This is a genomic window from Nocardioides houyundeii (assembly GCF_002865585.1).
GTDB classification, from domain to species: domain Bacteria; phylum Actinomycetota; class Actinomycetes; order Propionibacteriales; family Nocardioidaceae; genus Nocardioides; species Nocardioides houyundeii.
The window spans coordinates 2,670,801-2,690,319 of the sequence record NZ_CP025581.1 but is presented as its reverse complement, the minus strand read 5'-3'; the positions used below and the strand labels follow the sequence as shown (position 1 = coordinate 2,690,319).

Genomic DNA, 19,519 nt, shown 5'->3' with positions numbered 1-19,519 from the left:
GCCCGGTCAGCAGAACTCCAGGGCCGTGCAGACCCAGCGGTCCCGAAACGTCTCGAAGCGTGCAGCCACGGCGCGTGACCTCTCGCCGTGGCGCACGTGGGCGGACGCCTCGACGACCCCGTGGGCCGGGAAGGTGATCCGCACCGCGACCACCTGGGACCTGGTGAGCTCGCGCCGCCGGCCCTGACCCGGGCGGTGGCCGCCGGCCCGGGCGACCAGCTCGGCTCGCCGCGCCAGGTCCTGCTGCACGTCGCGGCGGGTCCAGCGAGCGAGCTGGGCAGCGGGGCGGTCGCCCGCCACGATCTCGACGCTGGCCTGCACGTAGCGTCCGACCCAGTGCTCGAGCCGCTCCCGCAGGCGGACGTCGACCGGCACCACGTCGCACCCGGGGCGCCCTGGCTCGGCATTGGTGACCGGCGGATCGAGCAGGGGCATCAGGTCCAGCGCGAGCGTGCCCTGGACGGTGGCCACCGGCACGGCGAGCCGCAGCGGGTGCACGGTGGCCTGCTGGGCGCTCATGACCGGCCGTCCTCGGCGCCCGCGGCCGGCAGGACCAGGGACTGACCGGGGACGATGAGGTCGGGATCCGGTCCGACCACCGCCCGGTTGCGGCGGTGGATCGCGCGCCAGGCCCGGTCGACCTGGTCGGGCGTGGCGGATCCGGGCAGGCGCTCGGACGCCAGGGCCCACAGGGTGTCCCCCTGCCGCACCACCCGGACCTCACCGGGGCCGTCAGTCGGTGGCGGACCCGGGTCCCGGGAGGCGAGCGGAGCGCTCACGCGGCGGCTCTGCGCTGTGTGCCGCGGCTCGACCTCCAGGCCGTCCCTCGGGTCGGTGGCCCGGTCGGGGAACGGCAGTCCTGCCACCGAGCCGCGGGCCCCGTGCCGGCCGGACCGTGCGGCGTCCGGGTCTCCCGCGTGGGCCAGCGCCGGTCCGGTGCTGCTGAGCAGGAGTGCGCCACCGCAGGCCGCGAGCACGACCCGCCGCAGCGCGCCGCCGTGCCGGGCGCTGGTCCGCCCGCGCGCCGCCTCGCAGATGGTCAGGGTCGCGACCAGCCAGATCCACCCCAGGCTGGCGGCGCCTGCGAGCGCCGCCGCAGCCAGCAGGAGCGAGTCGAAGCTGGAGCCCGGCGCGCCGTCGCCGGGCTCGATCAGCGTCCGCGTGCACAGCCAGGCCCCGGCCCCGCAGGCGCTCGTCGTGGTCAGCCACACCAGCAGGCACCGCCACCAGGGTGCTCGGTCCGTTCCACGTCCCCCGACCATGTCGATCCCTTCGTTTGCGTGCGTTTGCTTCATTCAACTGAGGTTTACAGCGCTTCGTCAAGGTGGATGTCCACAGGTGCGAAGCCGCGCGGCACGCCTGCGGCGGCTGCGGCACACTGCCCTCATGGCTGGCGAGGAGGAGCTCTTCGAGCTCTTTGAGGACCTGGAGGCGCAGGCGGAGTCGCTGCACCACCTCGAGCGGTCGGCGGAGGTGGCGGACCGAGCTCGCGCCGAGTACCAGTCGGTGACGCTGGACAGTCGGCTGATGGCCTCGCTCGAGCGAGGTCTCGAGGTCGAGGTGCGCGGGGTCGGTCGGATCCGCGGCACCCTCGAGCGGGTGGGGCCGGGGTGGTGTCAGGTGGTTCGCGACAACGCCCGCTGGACGGTGTGGACCCGGCAGGTCGTGGCCGTCCACGGCGCCTCGGCGCGCTCGGTGCCGGAGGTCGCCTGGACCGCCGTGCAGCGGCTGACCGTCGCCTCGGCGCTCAGGAAGCTGGCTGACGAGGCGGTGCCCTGCGTGCTGTGGACCAGCGAGGGGTCCAGGCACGAGGGCGCGCTGCGTCGGGTGGGCAGCGACTTCCTCGAGCTCGGCGCCGGGGGAGCGGTGCGGCTGCTCTCCCTGGAGCAGCTCAGCGCGGTGCGCAGCGAGCAGTGAACGCCGGCTGGGCCCAGCAGCCGGCCTCCGCAGCCGATCGAGCGGGCGGCGTCAGCCGTGCCCAGGCTCAGGTGGCCTCGACGTCGTACGGCGGCAGCGCCCCGGCAGCCAGTCGCACCGGGACGGGACGTGACGGCTCGTCCTCCATGGCCTCCATGATGTGCTTGCGGACCACGTTGCGCGGGTCCAGGTCCCGCAGCTCGAGGTCGGCATACTCCGGGCCGAGCTCGGTGCGCAGCTCGTCCCGGGCCGAGTTCGCCAAGGTGCGGACCTTGCGGACCATCTGTGCTGCCTGCTTGGCGAGCTCGGGGAGCCGGTCGGGACCGAAGACGAGCACCGCGACGAACGCGATCACCGCCATCTCCGGCAGACCGACTCCCAGCATGGGTCAGAACTTACTGGACGGGGTGAGCCCCAGCTGCATGCCGGCCAGTCCGCGGCCACGTCCGTGCAGCGCCTTGGCGATGTCGCGCAGCACGATCGCCGCCGGCGCGGTGGGATCGGACTCCACGATCGGCCGCCCGGCGTCGCCGCCCGCGCGCAGCGAGAGCTCCAACGGCACCGAGCCCAGCACCGGCACGTCGTAGCCGAAGCGCTCCGACAGCGTCTTGGCGACTCGCTCGCCACCGCCGGCGCCGAAGATCTCCAGCTTGTGCTCCTTGCCCTCGGGGTGCAGTGCGGGCAGGGCAGGTAGGACATGTTCTCCACGACCCCCACCACCCGCTGGTGCATCATCGAGGCCATGGTGCCGGCGCGCTCGGCGACCTCGGCGGCGGCCTCCTGCGGCGTGGTGACCACGACGACCTCGGCGTTGGGCAGGTGCTGCCCCAGCGAGATGGCCACGTCGCCGGTGCCCGGCGGGAGGTCCAGGAGCAGCACGTCCAGGTCGCCCCAGTAGACGTCGGCCAGCATCTGCACCAGCGCCCGGTCCAGCATCGGGCCGCGCCAGGCGACCACCTGGTCGCGGCGCGGCTTGAGCATGCCGATGGAGATGACCGAGACGCCCGAGGGCGTCGGGACGGGCATGATCAGGTCGTCGACCTGGGTCGGGCGGTGGTCCGCCACGCCCAGCATCGCCGGGACGGAGTGCCCGTAGATGTCGGCGTCGACGATGCCGACCTTGAGCCCCTCGTCGGCGAGCGCCAGGGCGAGGTTCACCGTGACCGACGACTTGCCGACCCCGCCCTTGCCGCTGGCGATGGCGTAGACCTTGGTCAGCGAGCCGGGCTGGGCGAACGGGATCTCGCGCTGGGCCTGGCCGCCGCGCAGGTTCTCGCCGAGCTGGCTGCGCTGCTCCGGCGACATGACGCCCAGGGTGAGGATGACGTCGGTGACGCCGGCCACGGCCGAGACGGCGCCGGTGACGTCCCGGGTGATGGTGTCCTTGAGGGGGCACCCGGCCACGGTCAGCAGGACGGTGACGGCCACGCGGCCGTCAGGGGAGATCCCGACGCTCTCGACCATGCCGAGGTCGGTGATGGGCCGCTTGATCTCCGGGTCGTGGACGGTCGCGAGTGCAGCGGTGACCTGCTCGACGGTGGGGGTGCTCATGGGGCCCAAGCGTAGTTGCCCCTCCCAGCGCGGCCTCCGGCGGAGTCAGCGGTCGGTGACCTCGGCCCCGTCCTCGTCGGGATCGAGCGGCCGGGAGCGCTCGTCGAGGTCGTTGAGCAGGCCCCGGAACTCCGAGCGGAGGAAGTCGCGGGTGACCACCTCGCCCACCGACATCCGCAGCGAGGCGACCTCACGCGCCAGGAACTCCATGTCCGCGTGGGCGCGGGCGTTGACCTGACGGTCCTGCTCGGCCACCACCTTGTCGCGGACCTCCTGCCGGTTCTGGGCCAGCAGGATCAGCGGGGCGGCGTACGACGCCTGGAGGCTGAGCATCAGGGTGAGGAAGATGAAGGGGAACTCGTCGAACCGCCACTGGGTCGGGGCCAGGATGTTCCAGGCCATCCACACGGCCACGAAGATCGTCATGTAGGCCAGGAAGCGCGCCGTCCCCATGAATCGGGCGAACTGCTCGGCGAACACCCCGAACGCGTCGGCGTCGTAGGAGCGCCGGGGTCGCAGGCTGCGGCGGGTGTCGCGCGGCGTGTCCAGCCGGCTGCGGGTGGGCCGGGACTCGCTCATCGGCGCACCGCCTGGTCCCGCCAGTTCTCCGGCAGCATGTGGTCGAGGAGGTCGTCCACGGTGACCGCGCCCAGCAGGCGGCCCTCCTCGTCCACCACGGGCGCGGCGACCAGGTTGTACGTCGCGAGGTGGGCGGCGACCTCGTCGATGCGCGCCTCGGGGTGCAACGGGTCCAGGGAGCTGTCCAGGGCCGCGGCGACCAGGGTGGACGGGGGCTCGCGCAGCAGGCGCTGGATGTGGGCCGCGCCCAGGAGCCGACCGGTGGGGGTCTCCAACGGCTGGCGGCAGATGTAGACCAGGGCGGCCAGAGCCGGTGTGAGGTCGGGGTTGCGCACGTGCGCGAGGGCGTCGGCGATGGTGGCGTCGGGTCCCAGGATCACCGGCTCCGGAGTCATCATGGCGCCGGCGGTCCGCTCCGCGTAGGACATCAGGCGCCGGACGTCCTCAGCCTCCCCGGGCTCCATCAGGGCGAGCAGCGTGGCCGCGGTCTCGGGCGCGAGGTCGGCGATCAGGTCCGCGGCGTCGTCGGCCGACATCTCCTCCAGCACGTCCGCGGCACGCTCGGAGTCCAGGCGCTCCATGATCTGGACCTGGTCCTCCTCGGGCAGCTCCTCGAGGACGTCGGCCAGCCGCTCGTCGTCCATCGCAGCCACCACGGCGGTACGCCGCTCGGCCGGGAGGTCGTGGATCATGTGGGCCGCGTCCGCCGGGCGCATGTCGCTGATCGCCGCGATCAGGTGCGTGGCGCCCTGGGAGGGCTCGTGCCGGGTGAGGCCCTCGAGGTCGCGCCAGTCCACGATGTAGGTCTGGCCACGTCGGCGGAACCCCTTCGCCGGCTCCTGGACCGCGACCCGGCTGAGCACCCAGTCACGGGTGCGCGCCTGCTCCATCGCCACGTCGTACACGGTGCCCCGGACATCGGTGGGCACGATGCGGACCGACCGGTCGAGCATCTGCGCCATCACCAGGGTCTCGGTGGGGCGCTGCTCGAACCGTCGCATGTTGAGCAGCCCCGTGGTGTAGACCTGCCCGCTGTCGATGTGGGTCACCCTGGTCATGGGCACGAAGATCCGCCGTCGGCCGAACACCTCGGCGACCAGCCCGAGCACCCGCGGCTGGCTGGCCTCGCCCCGCACCGTGACCACGAGGTCGCGCACCTTGCCGACCTGATCCCCCTGGGGGTCGAAGATCGGCAGGCCGACGAGGCGGGCCACGTAGACGCGCGAGGGGGTGTTGCTCACGCGCGCAAGGTTACCTGTGCGATGCGGCGCTGGCGTGGCACCGACGTGAGGCCCGGGCCTGTCGGGGGGCGTTCGGCAACGCAGACCGGCCCCCTCGAGATGCGTTACCCTGTTGGACCGTCCAGGCCACCCGGCGCAGGGTCGGTGTGTGCAGAGCGGTTCTAGTCCCACGGCAGAAGGGTGTCTCGATGTCCAACCATCGAGCCAACCACCGAGACCCGCGCCCGGCCCAGCGCCCAGCGCCCGGTGGACCCAGACAGGTCTCCCTGCCGTCGTGGCGGGTCCTGGCGACCGTCCTCGGGCTCGTGCTGGTGCTCGGGCTGATGGTCGTCCCCGGGCGAGCTCTCTGGGGCGGCCAGGACACGGTGCCCGACGGGGCCTCTGCCCCCCTCGGTCCGCAGGGATCCGGATCCCCCACGGGTGGGCCCGCCGCTGCGGGGCCCACCGAGCAGGCCACCGACCAGGCCGCTGGGCAGGAGCGGGGCGCAGGGCGGACCGAGGGACAGGCCGAGCAGGGGACCGGAGCCGCAGGGGAGGGCCAGGAGGACCGCGCCGGCCAGGTGTCCCGGGCCCTGCTGCGCGACCGCCCCGGCACAGCCAGCACCTGGGCGTTCGCCGCCGACCTGCACCAGCGCACCAAGGTCGCCGCGACCCGGGCCAAGAAGCGGCAGGTCGAGCGCATCGCCGCCCGTCAGGCCGCTGCTCGCAAGAAGAAGCAGCAGCAGCGCCGCAAGGCGATGGCCCGGCGCGCACAGATGGCCAAGACCTCCACCTTCCGGGTCGGCAGCCTCAACATCCTGGGCAGCCAGCACACCCGCGGTGCCGGTGGCTACGGTCCCGGACCCGAGCGGGCCGGCATCTCCGCCGGGCTGGTCACCTCCCGCGGCGTCGACGTGGTGGGCCTGCAGGAGGTGCAGGACGACCAGCTCCCGGTGCTCCTGAACCGGCTTCCCGGCTACACCGTGTGGCCGCAGCACCAGCTGGGCAGCAACGGCCAGCGCCTGCAGATCGCGTGGCGCGACTCGCGGTTCGAGCTGCTCGACACCGGTTCGGTCAGCTATGTCTTCGACAGCCAGACGATCCCGCTGCCCTTCGTCCTGCTGCGCGACCGGGAGACCCAGGCGCAGTTCTGGGTCATCACCACCCACAACTCCGCCCGGGACCTGGAGGGCCAGCGGGACGCGGCCACCGCTCGCCAGATCTCGCTGATCAAGGAGCTCCAGGCACGCAACGGCAAGCCGGTGCTCATCATGGGCGACGTCAACGAGCACGAGGAGTTCTTCTACTCGGTCTGCGGCGCCACGGGGTTCCTGGCTGCCAACGGCGGGGGAGTGGGCTGCTCGCTCCCGCCGCGGCCGTTGCGCGTCGACTGGATCATGGGCGGCGGCGGCGGCGGGGTCAGCTTCTCCGGCTACGTGCAGGACGGGGCGTCCCTGGCCCGCGCCAGCGATCACTACTTCATCCATGCAGCAGTCCAAGTCACCGACCCAGGAGAACAATGAGGACCTCGCTCCCCAACTCTGCACCCAAGCGTCGGTACCCCGCGGCGTCGATCCTGCTCGCGGCCGTGCTCACGGTGCTGCTCACCGGGTGTGGGGAGGACTCCTCCGACACCGCCTCCGACGACTCCGCGAGCACCCCGGGGACGTCCGTCTCCTCCTCGCCCAGCCCGGAGGGGACCCCACGGAGTCGACCGAGGAGGAGGCGACCCCCGAGGGGCCCCTGTGCGAGGAGGTGTGGGTGGACGGACAGGTCCTGCCGCGCCGCTACCAGGGATGCCTGGACGGGACGAAGTGGCGCGAGGCCTTCGTGTACCCCTGCTCCTCGGGCCAGAACCTGGTGACCTTCGGACGCACCTTCTACGCGGCCAAGGGCGAGAGGGTCGTCGAGTCGGCCACCCCCCTGGCCAAGAACCCCCAGTTCCAGAGCGCTCTCTCGGCCTGCGGGGCCTGAACGGCAGCCCTTCCTCACCTCTGTGACCAGTGGTGAAGAAGTGACCACAGTCAACTTTCGCCTACACTGTCCGTATTCCAGCCCGGCACATGGGTTCCAGTAGAGCTGGCGCCCGGGCAACTTTTCGAGATTCTGGGACCAGCCTTGCGCAAGTCATTCGTCGTCGCACTCCTCTCCGTCGCCCTGATGGTGTCGGCCACCCTCGGGCTCGGCAGCCCGGCCCTGGCCAAGCCGGCCAAGCCGGCGCCCGACAACTTCGTCCCCAAGTCGGGGCCGGCGTTCAACGACCCCTACGGCAAGCCGCAGGAGGTGCGGCGGCTGATCCGCCAGGTGAACCGCACGATCGACAGCGTCCCGAAGAAGCAGAAGATCCGGATCGCCTCGTGGAACGTGCGCAGCTCGAGCATCGTCACCTCGCTGATCCGTGCGCACCAGGAGCGCAAGATCAGCGTCCAGGTCGTGATGGACCGCCACAACTACAACCCCAACAACCCCAACGCGGACGCGCGCCGGTTGATCGAGGGGCTGAAGAAGGGCAACAAGCAGCGGCCCAAGGAGATGCGCAGCTGGGTGCGCAAGTGCATCAGCGCCTGCCGTGGCAAGAGCGGCATCGCGCACACCAAGTTCTTCCTGTTCAGCAAGGTCGTGAAGGTCCCGGACGTGATCATGTACGGCTCCTACAACGCCACCGAGCTGGGTGCCACGATCCAGTGGAACGACCTCTACACGATCAAGCGGGACACCGCGCGCTACGCCACCTTCGAGAAGGTGTTCAAGCAGATGGCGCGGCAGAAGACGGTCAAGCAGGGGCTGGTGGGCTACACCGACGGCGTCATCGCCAACGGCTTCTACCCGTTCCGCGGTGAGGGCGCGGTGGGCGACCCCGTCATCGACATCCTCAAGCAGGTCTCCTGCACCGGTGCCGCGACCAAGAACGGTCGCACCCGGATCCGGATCGCCCAGACCGCCATGTACGGCGACCGCGGCATCAAGATCGCCAAGAAGCTCGCCTCGCTGCGCAAGCAGGGTTGCAACATCCGGATCGTCTACGCCATGTTCGGCAACAACGTCCTCAAGATCCTGCGCCAGGCCGGGGTCCCGCTGACCCACCTCGCCTACGACTCGAACAAGGACGGCGTCTACGACCGCTACGTGCACATGAAGGCGATGGCGATCAGCGGCAACTACGGGGGCAACCCGGCCGCGAAGTTCACGCTCAACGGCTCGGCCAACTGGACTCCGGTGGCCCTGGCCAGCGACGAGGTCCTGGGTCAGGTCTACAAGGGCGGCGTCACCACCAAGTACATGAAGTGGATCGACTACATGTTCACCCACCGGCCGAAGGCATGGGGTGCGGATCCGAACACCCCCGGCAAGGCGGCCGGGCGCCGGGCTTTGCCTGGCAACGACACCACGTTGATCGAGGGTGTCGACCCGTACGCCCTCATCAAGGAGGAGAACTGACATGACGCGTGCGCCCTGGTCACTCCGCAGCCTCGCTTCCGTCTCACGGACCGCGACTCGTGCCACGGTGGCCAGGGCGGTGACGGCCTGCGTGCTCGGCTCCGTGCTCCTGGTGGTCGCCGACCAGCAGGGCGCCGAGGTCGCGCCGCTGCCGGAGGTGGAGCGGTCGGCCGCGTCGACCTGCACCGACGTGCTCGTGGTCGGCATCGACGGCAACGGCCAGGGACGCAAGGCCAAGTACGGCGCGGTGGTCGCCAAGGTCGCGAACAAGGTCACCGCCCGCGCGACGGCGCAGAACCGGTCGGTGACCACGTCCCGGATCCGCGTCGGCACCCCGGCCAACACGGTGCTCAAGGGCGGCCGGAAGGCCGGGACCCCCGCCACCAAGGCGGTCTCCAAGAAGCAGCTGCGGCGCTGGAAGGCGCCGGTGAGCGCGGGCGTGAAGAAGACCCGCACCCTGCTGGCCAAGCGGATGGCGAGCTGTCCGGAGCAGCAGGTGCTGCTGGTGGGCTACGCCCAGGGTGCTGCCGTGGCGCACCTGGTCTCCCAGAAGCTGGACAAGGCGGGCAAGCTCGGCAACGTCGCCGGAGTCGTGCTCGTCTCCGACCCCTACCGGGTCCCGAAGTCCTCAGCGGGCCGCCCGCTGGGCAAGCCGTCCGCCGGCAACGGGTCCAAGGGTGTGATCGCCCGGTTCGGCAAGTCGGTGGGCGACGTGCCGGGCTCGGTGCCGACGTTCCGCGCCATCTCGGTCTGCCACCGTGCCGACCTCGTGTGCAACCCCCGTCGGACCAAGGTCGGCAAGGCGCTGAAGGTCTCCGGCTCCTACCACAAGGGCGCCTCCAAGGCGGTGCTCCGTCAGGCCGCCGACGCCGCCTGGAAGCAGCTCTCGCTCTGGCCGGACCCGGTCGAGCAGCAGCTGATGGTGGCCGCCGGCGAGCCGATCTCGGTGCAGCTGCAGGCCACGGGTGGATCGCCGGTGGCTCCCGCGGTCCGGTGGGCTCCGGTGTCCGTCCCGACCGGTCTCACCCTGTCAGAGACCGGACTGCTCAGCGGTGAGCTCCCGTCCTCGGGGATCTACGAGGTCTCCTTCACCGTGGCGGGCACGTCGCCCGCCACCACGGCGCGCTCCGGCAAGGTGCTGCTCAACGCCCGTGCCGCGTCCGGCGCGCTCAGTGCGGGGGGCCAGAGCACGTGCGAGGTGCGCGTTGACGGGTCCGCCTGGTGCTGGGGCCGCAACGACTTCGGCCAGCTCGGCGACGGCACCAACACGTTGCGCGTCTCGCCCGCGCAGGTCGCGGGCTCCGGCTGGGCCCGGGTGGCCACCGGGGGCAGCTTCACCTGCGGGGTGAAGACCGACGGGACGCTGTGGTGCTGGGGGCTGAACAACTTCGGCCAGCTCGGGGGCACCGACAAGACCAGCTCCAACCTGCCCCGCCAGGTCGGCACCGGTGCGACGTGGCGCGAGGTCTCCGCCTCCTGGGGGCACGCCTGCGCGACCCAGGCTGACGGCAGCATGTGGTGCTGGGGCCAGAACAGTCGGGGCCAGCTCGGCAACGGCAAGACCTCCTCGCGCAGCACCCCGCTCCGGGTGCTCGGCGACCAGCAGTGGACCGGCGTGACGGCGGGGGGCTGGCACACCTGCGGCACCGCCGGTGACGGCTCTGCGTGGTGCTGGGGGGAGAACACCTTCGGTGAGGTCGGGGACGGGACCACGACCCTGCGGGTGCGGCCGCAGCGGGTCAAGGGCGAGGGGTCCTTCACCCAGCTGAGTGCCACCTGGGGGCGGACCTGCGGCGTGCTGGTGGACGGCGGGCTGCGCTGCTGGGGCGACAACGCCTCGGGCGGCATCGGCGACGGGACCTACGCCGACCGGTCCAACCCGGTCTCGGTCGCGGGCGGGAACGGCAGCTGGGCGCAGGTCGCCACGAGCCTCGCCGGCGCGTGCGCCACCGAGCGCAGCGGCGCGGTGTGGTGCTGGGGCGACAACCGCTACGGCCAGCTGGGCCCGGCGACGTCGACGTCCTCCACGGTTCCTGTCCCCGCAGGCGTGACCTCGGTCGGCGGTGCCGTGGCCGCCGGATGGATGCACGCGTGCGCCCTGTCGACCGCCGGCCCGACCTGCTGGGGCGCCAACGACCAGGGTCAGCTGGGCAACGGCGTCCAGTCGGTGGCCGCGATGCCGACCGCGCCCAGGCCCACCTGGGTCGCTCCGACCCCGCTGACCAACCAGCAGGTCAAGCAGTGGGGTGCCAAGCGCATCGCCACCGCCGGGATCGCCGGCCGTCCCGCCGTCTCGGCGCGGCTGGCCAGCCGCAAGGCCGCGTCCTTCAATATCATGTCCTTCAACGTGCTGGGCAGCCAGCACACCGCGCCCACCGGGGGACGCCCCGCGTTCGCGCCCGGCCGGGTGCGGACCGAGTGGGCCAAGCAGGTGATCTCGGCGCGCGACGCGTCCCTGATCGGGACCCAGGAGATCCAGCCCGACCAGGTGACCTCCTTCGACGTCGCCACCCAGGGCGCCTACTCGTTCTACCCCGGCAACACCATGGGCTACGCCGGCGCCACGCAGTCGATCATGTGGCGCGAGGCGGACTGGGAGTTCGTCTGGGGCAGCACGATCTCGATGCCGTTCATGCACCAGTCGCGGCCGCAGGCGCTGGTCCGCCTCCGCAACCGCGCCAGTGGCGCGGAGGTCTACATGATGAACGTGCACCTGTCCCCGGGAAAGATGGAGGACGACCGCAAGAAGGCGCTGAACATCATCGTGGCTGCGATCAAGCAGCTCGACGCCGACGGCCTGCCGATCATGCTGACCGGTGACTTCAACGAGCACCGTGACGCGTTCTGCAAGGTGGTGGGGAGCACCAACCTCGAGGCTGCCCAGGGAGGCACCCACAACGGGTCGTGCAAGCCGCCCAAGAACATGCGTGTCGACTGGGTGTTCGGCTCTCGGGGGACCTTCAGCGGGACCGCCATCGACCAGTCCAACCGGGTTCGCCGGGCGACCGACCATGCGGTGATCTCCAGCAAGTTCTCCGTGCAGTAGGGTCTGCCGAGTTCCACGCGACTCGGCACTAGGAGGCTTGAATGAAGCCGCGGGTGTGCAGGGTCGATGACGACGGCCTCGAGGTGGTCGGCGCGTTCCCAGGATCGGTCGACGTGCACTTCGACGGTTGGCGCGGCTGGTCCGCTGCCATCGACCGGGTCTCCGAGGAGCCCTTCGTGGTGCCCTGGCCCAAGCGGCTGCGCCCCTGGCTCGACGGCGTCTCCCAGGTGTCGGTGACCCACGAGGGCGAGCAGCTCTTCGAAGGCGAGGTCAGCTTCGGCTCCGGGACGGGGCGGGTCGAGCTGGTGGACCGGCACGGCACGCAGATCATCATCGACAAGTGGGGCCTGCAGCAGCGGCCCTTCGAGGTGCGTCGGGCCGGTGGCGCCGTCGAGATGATGACCCAGATGGCCGAGCAGGTCCTCGAGGTGATGCGCCGTGACTGCGGCATCGACGGCTGGATCTCCTTCGGCACGCTGCTGGGTGCGGCTCGCTCCGGCGCCGTCATCGGCCACGACAGCGACATCGACCTGTGCTTCCTGTCCGAGCGCGCGACGCCCGCGGAGATGATCGCCGAGCTGTGGTCGATCGCCCGCGCGCTCACCGATGCCGGGATCCAGGTCAAGCACAAGTCGGCCAGCTTCATCACCGTCGTCTACGAGGCGCCGGACGGCGGCATGGACGGGATCGACATCTACACCTGCTTCTACGTCGGCGACCTGCTGTACGAGACCGCCACGGTGCGGGCGCCGGTGCCGCGGTCCGCGATCATGCCGCTTCGCCAGCTTGAGTTCGAAGGCAGGCTGATGCCGGCGCCGGCGGAACCCGACCGGATGCTGACGGTCTCCTACGGTCCCGGTTGGAAGGTGCCCGATCCCTCGTTCCGGCACCAGCCCGACAGGGAGACGACCGAGCGCTTCCACGACTGGTTCGGGTCCCTGATGACCCACCGTCGGGACTGGGTCTCGGTCAACACCGCGGCCGCCGCGAAGCAGGACTCCTCGGGGTCGTCCTTCGCCCGTTGGGTGACGGGGCAGCTCGAGGGCCGGCCCGCGTGCTGGACATCGGATCGGGGTCGCTGGCCGACACCCGGCACTATGCCGCGGAGGGATACCGGGCCCTGGCCTACGACTTCGCGCACCCGGGACGAGGCGCTGCCGGAGGCCGCCCGATCGAGGGGCTGCCCGAGGGTGCGTCCCGGCGCAACCTCAACCTGCTGGACCTGCGCGACGTCCTCACCTCCGGGGCCGTGGCGGCGCGCGCCTCGGGCCCCCGGGTGGTCTGCGCTCGTCGGCTGCTGGAGTCTGTGGAGGAACCGGTGCGCGAGGCGTTCTGGCGCTTCACCTCCATGGCGCTGCGTCCCGGCGGTCGGGTCTACCTGGAGGGCATGAGCCGCTCCCGGGCCGAGTGCCGCAGGCTCCACAGTGAGCGGGGCATCCCTCGGGTGCTGCCCCTGGACCCCGCGGACGTCGAGGTGGCCGCCCGGGCGGCCGGCGGCACCGTGGTGCTGCGCGAGAACTTCACCGCGGCCGCACGCTCGGTGCGGTCGGGGTCCCCGACCAGGTGGCGCATGGTGGTGGAGTGGCCCACTCCCGCCTCCGCTGGCGAACAGATCCCCACGACAGGACAGGCGAACGATGACTGAGGTTGTGTACCTCCACGTGGGAGGCCCCAAGTCGGGGACGACCTTCTTGCAGCAGGTGCTGGAGACCAACTCCGCCCGTCTCGCCGAGGCCGGGACCCTGGTGGTGGGTCCGCGCCTGGAGGCGATCCATGCCTCGATGGTGGTCCGTGAGGACCCGCGGCTGGACCGGCTCCCCGAGTTGGCGCGCGGCTCCTGGGACCGGTTGGTGGCCCAGATCCGGGCTTGGCGCGGACCCGCCGCGGTCCTCAGCTACGAGCTTTTCGCGGGGGCCTCGATCGAGCAGGTCCGCGTCGCGCTCGGTGCCCTGGAAGGGCTGCAGGTGCACGTCCTGGTCACCGCGCGTGACCTGGGCAAGTCCATCCCCTCGGCGTGGCAGGAGCAGCTGAAGTTCGGGCTCATCCGACCGCTCGAGCGTTGGCAGCCCCCGCTGAGAGCGCCCCGGAGAGCGAGTGGGGCTGGCGCACCATGCAGCCGGCCAACGTCGCGGCCCGCTGGGGCGCGGACCTGCCCGCCGACCAGGTGCACGTGATCACCGTGCCCAGCCACAGCCGGGACAGCAGCGAGCTGTGGCGGCGCTTCGCCCAGGCGTGCGGGCTGTCCGAGACGAGCGGTCTCGACCTCGCGGTGACCCGGGTCAACGAGTCGCTCGGCCTGGTGGAGGCCGAGCTGCTGCGTCGGGTCAACAAGGCCCTCGACGGTCGCGTCCAGGCGGGTCGTCAACGCTCGTTGTGGATCAGGGACGTGCTGGCGCACCAGGTGCTGGCCGGGATCGGCCACGAGCCCATCGGGCTCACCCCTGAGCACCTGGAGCTGGCGAGGGAGCAGGCCGAGGAGGCGATCACCGCCATCCGGGCCGCGGGCTACCTGGTGCACGGTGACCTCGAGGACCTCCGTCCCCAAGCCCCTCCCGCCCGCCTCCCGAAGGACGTGACGGAGGAGGAGCTGCTCGAGGCCGCCGTGCTGGCTCTGGCCGACCTCCTGGTCTGGGCGCGGGACGCCGGCTCCGATCCGCGCGGCGCCAAGGAGCCGGGTGTCCGGCCCGTCGCGCGACCACGCGGACTCGCGGCCGCCCGGGGCATGGTCGGCGCCACGCTACGCCGGGCTGCGGCGCCGGTGCGGGACCGACGGGTCGCGGAGCTGGAGGCGCGGATCGCGGAGCTCGAGGAGCAGGTCCATGCCTCTCGCGCCCTGCACCTGCGGGTGGCCACCCTGACGGACCTGGTGGAGGAGCTGCTGCTGCCTGCCGACCTGCGTGACGGGGAGCTGACGATGAGCGCGGTGCGAGAGTTCCGCCAGAGGTCGCTGTGAGCGGCTCGCCGCGGGAGCGCCTGGCCGACGTGGCCGGGGTTCGTGAGTTCGAGGGCGTCGAGGAGCAGCTCGGTCGGCTCGAGGTCGCCATGGCGGAGAACCGCCACCTGGAGACGCTGCTGGCTGAACAGGTGGACCGGGTCGAGCGTGCGGTGATCGATCTGCTGGAGGAGCAGCACCGCCGCGACCAGTCCTGAGCCCTCGATGTGGGAGCATGACCGCCATGGTGGCCCCAACACGCCTTGACCTGTCCGTGGTCATCCCCTGCTACAACGAGGAGGACTCCCTCCCCAGGCTGGTGGAGGTCCTCGAGGCCGAGCTCGGTGAGATCACCGACAGCTACGAGGTCATCCTCGTCGACGACGGCAGCCGGGACACCACCCTGGCGCTGCTCCGGGAGGTGGCAGCCACCCGGCCCCGGTTCCGCTACCTCGCGCTGAGCCGCAACTTCGGCAAGGAGTCCGCGATGCTCGCGGGGCTGAGCCAGGCCCGCGGCGACCGGGTGGCCATCATGGACGCCGACCTGCAGCACCCGCCGCACCTGCTCGCGCAGATGCTCCCCCTGCTGGACGGGGAGTACTCCCAGGTGGTGGCGCGCCGGACACGGACCAACGACCCCGCCGTCCGCACGTGGCTCTCGCGGATCTACTACAAGCTGATGAACCGGCTCGTCGACGTCGAGCTCCAGGACGGGGTGGGCGACTTCCGGGTGCTGGACCGGATGGCCGTCCGGGCGCTGCTGGCCCTGGGGGAGACCAACCGGTTCTCCAAGGGCCTCTTCGCCTGGATCGGGTTCCCCACCGCCGTGGTGGACTACGAGAACGTCTCGCGGGAGGCCGGCGCGACGAAGTGGCGGCTCCGGGACCTGTTCAACTACGGCATCGACGGGGTCGTCTCGTTCAACTACCGCCCGCTGCGGATGTCGATCTGGTTGGGCCTGCTGGTGACCGTGGTCGCGGCCGGCTACGCCGCCTGGGTGCTGCTCGACGCGGTGTGGCACGGCAACGCGGTGCCCGGCTACGTCACCACCATCTGCGTGGTCACCGGGTTCGGCGGCGTGCAGCTGATCATCCTCGGTGTCATTGGCGAGTACCTGGGCAGGATCTACGCCGAGACCAAGAGACGCCCGCTGTTCCTGCTCAAGGAGAGCAGCAACGGTCCCGACGACACCCCGGTCACCGCGGTGCTCGGCGCGGCGCACGAGCTCGAGCAGCAGGACCTGGCTGCCCACGGCCGGAGCGGGCAGGCGTGAGCACCCAGCAGGACCTCACGACCGACAGCGCGCCCGAATCCGCACCCGAACGCGCATCCCAGCGCGCCCGCGGGGGGCGCTGGTGGGCGCTGGCGGTCTGCGTGGTGACTGCGGCCTACAGCGTGGTCCCGTACCTGCTGGAGCCGCGGTTCTACCAGCGCGGGGACACCGCCGCGCAGTTCGCGCCCACCTGGTTCCGCCTCGGCGAGCTGGTGCGTGAGGGCCAGTGGCCGGTCTGGCTGGACCCGACGTCCTGGGCCGGCGGCAACTACGTCGCCGAGGGGCTCTTCGGCACCTACAACCCGCTCAACGTCCTGGTCTGGCTGGGGGTGAGCCTGGGCCCGGACCTCGCCGTCTCGACCCTGGTGGTCAAGGCCACGGTGATGGTGGCGCTGGCGCTGGGCAGCTACCTGCTGGCTCGCGAGTACGAGGCCGCTCCCTGGGCCGCGGCGACCGTGGCGGTCGCCCTGCCCTTCTCGGGCTTCACCCTGTTCTGGGACGCCGGGTCCTGGCCCTCGGGGCTGATGGCGTTCGCCTACGCGCCGTGGGTCTGGGTGACGCTGCGCCGCACCCTGCGCGGAGCGGGCAACCCGCTGCTGGCCTTCGTGGTCGGGGTGCTGGCCGTGACCCACGGCAACCCCTACGGGACGCTCGCGGTGGTGGTCATCGGCGCGGCCCTGGTCTGCGAGGCCGCGGTGTCCCGGGCCTGGCGCGGCCTGGCCCGGGTGCTCGGGGTGGGCCTGTGCATCGCCGCCTTCCTCCCGCTGGTCTACCTGCCGCTGCTCGCCTCGGCGGACCTGGCGGTCCGGTCCACGGGAGCCCTGTTCGAGAACAGCGGCAAGCTCCGCCCCGCGGCCGGTGACCTCCTGGGCCTGAGCTCGCCCACCCTGGTCCCGCCGATCCGGGCCATCACCGGTCCCATGCAGGTGCCTGCCACCTACCTGGCCTGGTTCGTCCTGCCGCTGCTGCCCTGGCTGCGCTATCGGGCACTCGCAGGACGCTGGCGGGAGTTCACCGGGCTCGGCCTGGTGGCCGGTCTCTACCTGGCGATGGCGCTGGGTCCGAGCAAGCTGTGGCTGTTCCGCTGGCCGCTGCGGGTGGTGGAGTACTTCTACCTCGCGGTGCTGGTGGCGCTCGCCGTCGCCATGTCGCAGGGCCTGGCGACCTCGCACCGCAAGGCCCGGGTCGCCGGATCCGCCGCCCTGGTGCTGATGACGTCGTACCTCACCTGGGCCCAGGACCCCGCGACCCTGCGCCGGACCGCCCTGGGAGCCGCGGCACTGCTGGTCCTCACCGCGCTGCTGCTCGCCGCCCACCTGCTGGTGCGCCGCAACCTGGCGGTGGCCGCGGTGGCCGTCGCCGGGGTGGGCGCCGTGCTGGTGCTCCAGGTGGGCGTCTTCGGGGAGAACGCCAGCTCCCGGGTGTGGCACGTTCCCAGCGACGTCGCGGCGCTCCAGGACGACTTCGGTGAGCTGGAGGGCCGCACCATGCAGTTCGCGGACCTCAAGCCGCTGCAGCGCCAGGGCAGGCTCGACGCCCTAGAGGACGCGTGGGCCGACTACCTGCCCGGCAGCATGTACCACCCGGCCGGGGTGGAGGCGGTGAACAACTACACCGGAATGGGCTTCCTGCCCTTCACCAAGTACTTCTGCATGGAGTACGACGGCCTGACCCAGCCCTGCGGCTACCGCAACCTGTGGCGCGCCCAGGGTGGCGGGATGCCGTCCATGGCCGACCTGATGAAGCTGGAGACCGTGGTGGTCCAGCCGCGGATCGCCAAGGGCGTGCAGCCCACGCCGGGGTGGGTGGAGGAGTCGCGGACCAAGGACCGCATCGTGCTGCACCGCGAGGGGGAGCCGCCGTGGCCGGACTCCGAGCTCAGCTGGGCCTCGAACGGGGTGCGGGTGCGCGACGCCACCACCGTGGACGCCCTGCACCAGCGGGTGGAGGTCGACGCCGAGGACGGCGGCAGGCTGGTCTTCGCGATGCTCGGCTGGCCGGGGTGGGAGGCCGAGCTGGACGGCCGCACGCTGCCGGTGGGACACGGCCGCACCGGTCTGCTGACCGTCACGCTGCCGCCGGGCTCGGTCGGCAAGGTGGAGCTCTCCTACCGTCCGCCGGGCCTGACGGTGGGCGTCGCCTCGGCGGCGGGGGGCACCTTACTGGCCCTGCTCCTCGGTCTCGTGCCGTGGCTGGGGCGCCGGCGGCCCGGGGGCGCTGGGTACGATCTGCGCGACGACCGGCAGGTCGACACCCCCGCTTCCCACTGACCGCACCGACCTAGGAGTTCCCCATGCCCCGCCTGTGTCAGACCGACGACCTCACCGAGGACCAGGCCGAGATCCTCAAGGCGGTGCGCACGTTCGTGGAGGACAAGATCCTCCCGGTCGCCACCGAGCTCGAGCACGCCGACGAGTACCCCACCGAGATCGTGGAGGGACTCAAGGAGCTCGGGATCTTCGGGCTGATGATCCCCGAGGAGTACGACGGCCTGGGCGAGTCGCTGCTCACCTACGCGCTGTGCGTGGAGGAGATCGCGCGCGGCTGGATGAGCGTCTCCGGTGTCATCAACACCCACTTCATCGTGGCCTACATGCTGATGAAGCACGGCACCGAGGAGCAGAAGCGCAAGTACCTCCCGCGGATGGCGACCGGCGAGGTGCGCGGTGCTTTCTCGATGTCCGAGCCGTCCCTGGGCTCCGACGTGGCGGCCATCTCGACCAAGGCCACGAAGACCGACTCCGTCGAAGGGGGAGGCTACGAGATCACCGGCCAGAAGATGTGGCTGACCAACGGTGGGTCCTCGACCCTGGTGGCGGTGCTGGTCAAGACCGACGAGGGCGCCGACTCGGTCTACAAGAACATGACCACGTTCCTGGTCGAGAAGGAGCCGGGCTTCGGCGAGACCGCCCAGGGCGTCACCGTCCCCGGCAAGATCGACAAGATGGGCTACAAGGGGATCGACACCACCGAGATGGTGTTCGAGGGCCACAAGATCTCCGCGGACCAGATCCTGGGTGGCGAGCCGGGCAAGGGTTTCTACCAGATGATGGACGGGGTCGAGGTGGGCCGGGTCAACGTCGCGGCCCGCGCCTGCGGCATCGCCAACCGCGCCTTCGAGCTCGGCGTCGCCTACGCCCAGCAGCGCGAGACCTTCGGCAAGCCGATCGCGGAGCACCAGGCGATCCTGTTCCGCATCGCGGAGATGGCGACCAAGGTCGACACCGCCCACGCGATGATGGTCAAGGCCGCCCGCAAGAAGGACTCGGGCCAGCGCAACGACGTCGAGGCCGGTATGGCCAAGATGGTCGCCTCGGAGTACTGCAACGAGGTCGTCCAGGACTCGTTCCGGATCCACGGTGGCTACGGCTACTCCAAGGAGTACGAGATCGAGCGCCTCTACCGCGAGGCCGCCTTCATGCTCATCGGTGAGGGCACCTCCGACATCCAGAAGATGATCATCGGCCGCAGCATGCTCAAGGAGTACAAGCTGCGCTGATCCAGCCCGCCTCGCGGACGCCCGTCACCGATACTCCGGTGACGGGCGTTCGTCGTCCGTGACA

General features: G+C 71.3%; 18 protein-coding genes and 1 pseudogene. 13 read left to right on the top strand and 6 right to left on the bottom strand.

Going from position 1 to position 19,519, the window contains the following annotated elements:
• Positions 1-6 precede the first annotated feature (6 nt).
• On the bottom strand, positions 7-519 hold the full coding sequence (locus C0R66_RS12895; protein WP_101525036.1) for an Rv3235 family protein: 513 nt from the start codon (positions 517-519) through the stop codon (positions 7-9).
• Positions 516-1,262 carry a LysM peptidoglycan-binding domain-containing protein gene (locus tag C0R66_RS12890; protein ID WP_101525035.1) on the bottom strand — a complete coding sequence of 249 codons (747 nt, stop codon included), beginning with the start codon at positions 1,260-1,262 and terminating at the stop codon, positions 516-518. The genes C0R66_RS12895 and C0R66_RS12890 overlap by 4 nt, the downstream gene beginning before the upstream one ends.
• A 124-nt stretch (positions 1,263-1,386) precedes the next feature.
• Here C0R66_RS12890 and C0R66_RS12885 point away from each other — a divergent pair, with 124 nt between their 5' ends.
• Entirely contained in the window at positions 1,387-1,917 is a 531-nt protein-coding gene (locus C0R66_RS12885; protein WP_101526235.1) for a hypothetical protein, read from the top strand.
• A gap of 67 nt (positions 1,918-1,984) precedes the next feature.
• Here C0R66_RS12885 and C0R66_RS12880 read toward each other — a convergent pair whose 3' ends face one another.
• From C0R66_RS12880 to C0R66_RS12865, 4 genes and pseudogenes are all read right to left on the bottom strand, one after another.
• The gene (locus tag C0R66_RS12880; RefSeq protein WP_101525034.1) at positions 1,985-2,302 is read right to left on the bottom strand and encodes a sec-independent translocase; all 318 of its coding nucleotides are present in this window, start codon (positions 2,300-2,302) and stop codon (positions 1,985-1,987) included.
• A gap of 3 nt (positions 2,303-2,305) precedes the next feature.
• Positions 2,306-3,468 (bottom strand): annotated as a pseudogene (locus C0R66_RS12875) (Mrp/NBP35 family ATP-binding protein).
• Positions 3,469-3,513: 45 nt separating this feature from the next.
• The gene (locus C0R66_RS12870) at positions 3,514-4,047 is read right to left on the bottom strand and encodes a DUF1003 domain-containing protein (RefSeq protein WP_101525033.1); all 534 of its coding nucleotides are present in this window, start codon (positions 4,045-4,047) and stop codon (positions 3,514-3,516) included.
• Complete coding sequence (locus tag C0R66_RS12865; RefSeq protein ID WP_101525032.1) at positions 4,044-5,288, bottom strand: magnesium transporter MgtE N-terminal domain-containing protein; 1,245 nt, start codon at positions 5,286-5,288, stop codon at positions 4,044-4,046. Before C0R66_RS12865 ends, C0R66_RS12870 begins: the two co-directional genes overlap by 4 nt.
• A gap of 188 nt (positions 5,289-5,476) precedes the next feature.
• On the opposite strand from C0R66_RS12865, the gene C0R66_RS12860 reads away from it, so the two are divergent.
• From C0R66_RS12860 to C0R66_RS12805, 12 genes are all read left to right on the top strand, one after another.
• A complete protein-coding gene (locus C0R66_RS12860; protein ID WP_101525031.1) occupies positions 5,477-6,790 on the top strand; it encodes an endonuclease/exonuclease/phosphatase family protein in 1,314 nt (437 codons plus the stop codon).
• Between the two features lie 238 nt (positions 6,791-7,028).
• A complete protein-coding gene (locus C0R66_RS12855) occupies positions 7,029-7,241 on the top strand; it encodes a hypothetical protein (protein WP_158648040.1) in 213 nt (70 codons plus the stop codon).
• A 144-nt stretch (positions 7,242-7,385) separates the two neighbouring features.
• On the top strand, positions 7,386-8,705 hold the full coding sequence (locus C0R66_RS12850; protein WP_101525029.1) for a phospholipase D-like domain-containing protein: 1,320 nt from the start codon (positions 7,386-7,388) through the stop codon (positions 8,703-8,705).
• A gap of 1 nt (position 8,706) precedes the next feature.
• Positions 8,707-11,751, top strand: a complete 3,045-nt coding sequence (locus C0R66_RS12845) for a cutinase family protein (protein ID WP_101525028.1) — start codon at positions 8,707-8,709, stop codon at positions 11,749-11,751.
• Between the two features lie 41 nt (positions 11,752-11,792).
• On the top strand, positions 11,793-13,142 hold the full coding sequence (locus C0R66_RS12840; protein ID WP_101525027.1) for a LicD family protein: 1,350 nt from the start codon (positions 11,793-11,795) through the stop codon (positions 13,140-13,142).
• Positions 13,070-13,396 (top strand): hypothetical protein, encoded by a 327-nt coding sequence (locus C0R66_RS12835; RefSeq protein WP_158648039.1) that lies wholly within the window; start codon positions 13,070-13,072, stop codon positions 13,394-13,396. The genes C0R66_RS12840 and C0R66_RS12835 overlap by 73 nt, the downstream gene beginning before the upstream one ends.
• Positions 13,389-13,925, top strand: a complete 537-nt coding sequence (locus tag C0R66_RS12830) for a hypothetical protein (protein WP_101525025.1) — start codon at positions 13,389-13,391, stop codon at positions 13,923-13,925. Before C0R66_RS12835 ends, C0R66_RS12830 begins: the two co-directional genes overlap by 8 nt.
• Complete coding sequence (locus tag C0R66_RS12825) at positions 13,862-14,704, top strand: DUF6752 domain-containing protein (RefSeq protein WP_101525024.1); 843 nt, start codon at positions 13,862-13,864, stop codon at positions 14,702-14,704. The genes C0R66_RS12830 and C0R66_RS12825 overlap by 64 nt, the downstream gene beginning before the upstream one ends.
• Positions 14,701-14,901: a hypothetical protein gene (locus tag C0R66_RS12820; RefSeq protein ID WP_101525023.1), complete on the top strand. Its 201-nt coding sequence runs from the start codon at positions 14,701-14,703 to the stop codon at positions 14,899-14,901. The genes C0R66_RS12825 and C0R66_RS12820 overlap by 4 nt, the downstream gene beginning before the upstream one ends.
• Before the next feature lie 26 nt (positions 14,902-14,927).
• Positions 14,928-15,956 (top strand): glycosyltransferase family 2 protein, encoded by a 1,029-nt coding sequence (locus tag C0R66_RS12815; RefSeq protein WP_101526234.1) that lies wholly within the window; start codon positions 14,928-14,930, stop codon positions 15,954-15,956.
• Positions 15,953-18,226, top strand: a complete 2,274-nt coding sequence (locus C0R66_RS12810) for a hypothetical protein (RefSeq protein WP_101525022.1) — start codon at positions 15,953-15,955, stop codon at positions 18,224-18,226. Before C0R66_RS12815 ends, C0R66_RS12810 begins: the two co-directional genes overlap by 4 nt.
• A gap of 23 nt (positions 18,227-18,249) precedes the next feature.
• Positions 18,250-19,455 (top strand): acyl-CoA dehydrogenase family protein, encoded by a 1,206-nt coding sequence (locus C0R66_RS12805; RefSeq protein WP_101525021.1) that lies wholly within the window; start codon positions 18,250-18,252, stop codon positions 19,453-19,455.
• The last annotated feature ends 64 nt before the right edge of the window (positions 19,456-19,519 follow it).

What these genes read in the sequence shown, in the direction of transcription:
- C0R66_RS12825 (WP_101525024.1), top strand. Translation starts at nt 13,862, where the DNA reads ATGCAGCCGGCCAACGTCGCGGCCCGCTGGGGCGCGGACCTGCCCGCC.
- C0R66_RS12830 (WP_101525025.1), top strand. Translation starts at nt 13,389, where the DNA reads ATGACTGAGGTTGTGTACCTCCACGTGGGAGGCCCCAAGTCGGGGACG.
- C0R66_RS12885 (WP_101526235.1), top strand. Translation starts at nt 1,387, where the DNA reads ATGGCTGGCGAGGAGGAGCTCTTCGAGCTCTTTGAGGACCTGGAGGCG.
- C0R66_RS12815 (WP_101526234.1), top strand. Translation starts at nt 14,928, where the DNA reads ATGGTGGCCCCAACACGCCTTGACCTGTCCGTGGTCATCCCCTGCTAC.
- C0R66_RS12870 (WP_101525033.1), bottom strand. Translation starts at nt 4,047, where the DNA reads ATGAGCGAGTCCCGGCCCACCCGCAGCCGGCTGGACACGCCGCGCGAC.
- C0R66_RS12890 (WP_101525035.1), bottom strand. Translation starts at nt 1,262, where the DNA reads ATGGTCGGGGGACGTGGAACGGACCGAGCACCCTGGTGGCGGTGCCTG.
- C0R66_RS12880 (WP_101525034.1), bottom strand. Translation starts at nt 2,302, where the DNA reads ATGCTGGGAGTCGGTCTGCCGGAGATGGCGGTGATCGCGTTCGTCGCG.
- C0R66_RS12860 (WP_101525031.1), top strand. Translation starts at nt 5,477, where the DNA reads ATGTCCAACCATCGAGCCAACCACCGAGACCCGCGCCCGGCCCAGCGC.
- C0R66_RS12845 (WP_101525028.1), top strand. Translation starts at nt 8,707, where the DNA reads ATGACGCGTGCGCCCTGGTCACTCCGCAGCCTCGCTTCCGTCTCACGG.
- C0R66_RS12805 (WP_101525021.1), top strand. Translation starts at nt 18,250, where the DNA reads ATGCCCCGCCTGTGTCAGACCGACGACCTCACCGAGGACCAGGCCGAG.
- C0R66_RS12895 (WP_101525036.1), bottom strand. Translation starts at nt 519, where the DNA reads ATGAGCGCCCAGCAGGCCACCGTGCACCCGCTGCGGCTCGCCGTGCCG.
- C0R66_RS12840 (WP_101525027.1), top strand. Translation starts at nt 11,793, where the DNA reads ATGAAGCCGCGGGTGTGCAGGGTCGATGACGACGGCCTCGAGGTGGTC.